Here is a 3864-nt window from a genome sequence, read left to right on the forward strand (position 1 = left end):
AACTGGTTGGCGTACAGTCGGTTTGCTGGTTGGGCGTACCGCTGATTACACAACGCGGAGTCATTGGTGTAACAGTCGCACAGACCTATGCAACAGACCAGATTTACACAAAGTCCGATTTTGAATTGCTTTCGCTGGTAGGCGGATATATCGCCCCGGCAATCGAACGAAAACTGATCGATGAAGAACGCTCTCGAATGGTAAAAGTGATTGAATCGGTGAACGAGAGCATTCTCTTGCTAAACATGGATGGGGTTATTGAATACGTTAATCCCGCATTTGAAAAGCTTACTGGTTTTTCATTTGGTGAAGCTTATCGTCAGCTCCCGATCACACTACTGCGGATAAATGAGGACTCTCCTGATTCAAATTTCACTCCAATGCAGCATGTACTATTGGGTAAAGAGTGGCGTGGTGCACAAACCCACCGAACAAAGAACGGCGAGGTTTTGTTTCTCGACGTATCATTAGCGCCACTCTACGATAACAGCGGGAAGCAAGTTAACGTGATTGCAGTCTGTCGAAACGTTACTCACGAACATGCCCTCGAAGATCAATTACGGCAATCTCAAAAAATGGAAGCAGTTGGTTTATTGGCAGGCGGGATTGCACACGATTTTAACAATTTACTTACTGCAATCATGGGGAACATCAGTTTAGCAATGATAAGTCCACCCGACCGGTTGCAATCCTGTTTACTCGATGCGGAGAAAGCGGCAATCCGCGCATCGGAAGTGGTGAAACAGATTCTCCTCTTCAGTCGTCGTTCCGGGGTTCAATTGAAACCGGTTCATCCTGCGGTTTTGCTGGATGAAAATGAAACAATCCTCAAGAACACTATCGACCGTCGGATTGACGTTTCGTATTCAACTACCGGTTTGAATCGCGCAGTGTTCGCCGACGCGAGCCAAATCCATCAAGTATTGGTGAATCTTTGCGTAAATGCGCGTGATGCAATATTCGCAATTCCACCTGATATGCAGAAACGGAACTGGCGAATAAAAATCGCTGCGAGTGATTTCGACGCTGATGAAGAGTACTGCCTCTTGCATCCCGATGTAAAGCCAGGCGAATATGTTAGATTCTCAGTATCTGACACTGGTATTGGTATGACACCAGACACCCTGCAACGAGTGTTTGAACCGTTCTTTACGACGAAAGCCGCCGGGTCAGGCACCGGGTTAGGATTAGCATCGGTGTACGGTATCGTTAAGCAGCATAACGGTTGGCTCGATGTCGAAAGCGAATTCGGAAAAGGAACAGTCTTCTCGTTCTATTTACCGTCGACCAAGTTAGAAGCACCTCAAACTGAAACGGGTATTGACGAAGAATTGGCAACCGGCACCGAAACGATTCTATTGGTCGACGATGAAGAGATGATTCGAACTCTCGGAAAAACACTACTGGAGCAGTTAGGATATCAGGTGTTGCTGGCAGAGGATGGTGCTACCGCACTGGAAGTATATTTTAGTCAACGAGAGTTTATCGATCTTACGATTCTCGACTATTCGATGCCGAATCTTTCCGGGGGTGAAGTACTCCAACAGATTCTCGTGTTGAATCCAAAAGCGAAAGTGATTATGTCAAGCGGGTATACTGCGATGGATACTAAAGATACACCGGACTTCTCAGGTGCTAAGGGATTTGTGGGGAAGCCGTATCACTTATCCGAAATGGCAACAACAATCCGGACGATATTAGACGAGAAAACAGAATAGAATTTTTACGGACAACACGCGGCTCCGGCAATTGGTGATAGAATCCCACTAACCCCGCGATACACCAATACACCCGCCATCACGAAAAGTAGTAACTCACCGAACCGGTTGGCATAGCGTTGTAAACCCACCGGGATCCATCGCAGCAGAATTCCAATACCCAATAGTGCCGGTGTCGTACCGATTCCGAATGCTTGCATCACCAGCATACCGGTTACACTATCGCCCGTCGCCGCTGCGCGAATCAGGATTGCGTGCAGCAGTCCACAAGGTAACAATGCGGCTGATACTCCCAACAGAAATGGCGGCAGAATTCGTTGCACAAGCGTTGTTTCACCGGATGTTATCGAGTAACGTAGCAAAGGTCGCAGAAAACGAGCCACCAATGAATTTGCACCGGATTTTGCCGGAACCAACCAGTGATACAGCAGCGCGGCAGCCATGATAATACCACCTGCCAGCGACACCCAGGCTTGGGTTCGCATCAACCAACCTTGCTCGATTAACCAAGCGCCAATCGAACCGGCAAGAAGACCGGCAAGCGAATAAGAGAGAAATTTACCCAGCACAAACAATGCGGGGGCGGATATACTGGAACGTGATGAGACCGATGTACAACCAAACGCCGCAAGGGGACCGCACATCCCAATACAGTGGAGACTGCCCAAAAGACCAGCGATAAAGGCGGTAGTGATATCGAACCAGAGGAGATCAGACATGGCAATAATGTACAACGACAATAAAGTATACAGAAATAATAAAGGGGTGTAGTCACTACACCCCTTCTGTTGTAAACAACTAAATGCTACTCGGCTTGAGTTAAGTCAAACGAGCGAATCCACTTCTTCGTGTAAGCGATTAACGAATTGCCGGTCGGGTGAACGTCGAATGATGCTGTTTTGTCTTCCTTCACTTGGAATATTGTCGAGCCTTTGTCGACATCGATTCGGGTTAACCGGCGGTTGAAACCAAAACAGATGTCGCCATCCGGCAAGTAGAACGGCGTGAAGGTGACATCGTCGCGATCCCAATCCCACACCTTCTTATCGGCTTTCCATACGACTTTCCCGTCCAAGTCGATTCGCACTAAGCCATCTTCGCCAATACCTAATATGAATTCACGACCTTGTTTGTCCTTGCGATACTCAACACCCAGTACTTTTCGAACATCATACTCAACCGTTGTGGTTATCGTGTAACCAAAACCGTTGCCGGAGTAGTACGAGCTGGAAGAACTGGAACGCGACTTCACGATGAAAACGACACCATCTTCCGGTTTCACCGAACCGACTCCTAATTCCTTAAGAGTGTGTTTCCACGAAATCTTACCATCACGAGTAAATGGGATCGCAAAGATGAATTTACCATCGGAGCAGTACATCGTCTTCCGTTCAGCATTGTACTCCATGAGATAACTCGTTGGATCTTCCTTGAATTCTTTCTCTTTGGTCATATCCCAGACGATGTTCCCTTTTGCTTTGTCAATTGCCAAAAATCCAAACGGCTTCTTGGTTTCGATTTTAGTTTCCTTGGCTTTACAGGAACCGGGACTCGTGCTAAGAGTGTACTTATAAGACTTAAAAGTTCGTCCAATCTGGATGTAGAACGTGTTATCCAATTCGACCAAACCAGTCGCATTGCCGATTTCGGGAGTCTCCCATTCGACGTTTCCGGTTACATTGTCGAAGCATAACATTTTCCGGTCGGCACAGAGATAGACTTTTCCATTGTTGACAATCGGTTGGGTTAAATACGAGTCGGTATACTTTCGAGCGCGAGCCGCATTAATCATTTGGGCAGCGCCTTCAAGGGTTCCACCCATATCACCGCCCGCGGCACCGATGCGATTAAATACTTCATTAAAATCCATCAAATAATCGAAGTAATGCCGCCACACGATTTTCCCGGTTTTGGGGTCGAACCGCACCAACCCTTCACCGGTATTGTTTTCTGCTTCGTACTTGGTATGGTCGTACTTACCCCATTTGGGGGCTTTCACTTGATGATTCGGCTGCGTGTTTTTCACGAGAAAAGTCATCATCCCATTCGACTGATCGAGCGTTTCGTAATAGGTTACACGGATTTTTTTGTATGCGCCGATTAAACCAAACAGTGATGGGGGATTCGATCCACCCCTTAGTAATAC

The 3864-nt window shown here is 47.2% G+C and carries 3 protein-coding genes; 1 reads left to right on the forward strand and 2 read right to left on the reverse strand.

Annotation, left to right across the window (positions count from 1 at the left end; all coding sequences use genetic code 11):
* Window positions 1-1718: ATP-binding protein (locus OEM52_14370; protein MDK9701320.1), on the forward strand; the 1718-nt coding region annotated here is incomplete at its 5' end.
* Window positions 1719-1723: 5 nt separating this feature from the next.
* On the opposite strand, the gene OEM52_14375 is transcribed toward OEM52_14370, so the two are convergent.
* Window positions 1724-2437 (reverse strand): sulfite exporter TauE/SafE family protein, encoded by a 714-nt coding sequence (locus OEM52_14375; protein ID MDK9701321.1) that lies wholly within the window; start codon window positions 2435-2437, stop codon window positions 1724-1726.
* Window positions 2438-2523: 86 nt separating this feature from the next.
* On the reverse strand, window positions 2524-3864 hold a 1341-nt coding region (locus tag OEM52_14380), incomplete at its 5' end, for a PQQ-binding-like beta-propeller repeat protein (GenBank protein ID MDK9701322.1).

The sequence above is a fragment of the bacterium genome, from assembly GCA_030247525.1.
Lineage (GTDB): Bacteria > Electryoneota > JAOADG01 > JAOADG01 > JAOADG01 > JAOTSC01.

Coding starts and splice junctions, on each gene's coding strand:
- OEM52_14375 (MDK9701321.1), bottom strand. CDS start 2,437: ATGTCTGATCTCCTCTGGTTCGATATCACTACCGCCTTTATCGCTGGT.